The following is a 505-nucleotide window of genomic DNA, read 5'->3' as shown; positions in this document are numbered from 1 at the left end:
TGGTAGAGGTATAAAAATAACTGGAGATATTGGTGTAGGTTCTGGTATTTTAAATAGTCAAAAAGAAAATTATGGAAGATTATCTTTAGTTAAAAATGATGGTAGAGATATTAATATAAGCGGAACAGGACTTAGTGCTATAGGTATGGGATCAGCTGATATGATTTCTCAAGCTTCGGTATCTTTAAGAGAATCTAAAGGACAAATTGATGCTAATGTAGCTGATGCTATGGGTTTTAATGCTTATCAAGGCGGTGGAAAACAAATTGTTATGAATGTTAGCACTGTTAGTGTCTATATGAGTAAGGGTAATGGATTTTCAGCAGGTTCTGGATTTTCAATAGGCTCTGGAAAGAATATATCTGTAACTTTACAAAATACAGTCGCCTTTGTTAGAAGTGATATGTCTGGAGCATCGGGTTACTATAATATTTCAGCAGGTTCTGGATTTTCATCAGGTTCAGGACAATCTCAATTTGCCACTTTGAAAACTTCTGCAGGAAAT

1 pseudogene is annotated in these 505 nt (G+C 34.7%); it reads left to right on the top strand.

The annotated features are described in order from the left end of the window. Window positions 1–505 (top strand): annotated as a pseudogene (locus H2280_RS08485) (flagellin); the annotation flags it as partial.

This window comes from Campylobacter sp. 2457A (assembly GCF_020135895.1).
Lineage (GTDB): Bacteria > Campylobacterota > Campylobacteria > Campylobacterales > Campylobacteraceae > Campylobacter_D > Campylobacter_D taeniopygiae.
Note: the sequence above shows the minus strand (reverse complement) of the source record. Positions and strands in the feature narration are given on the sequence as shown.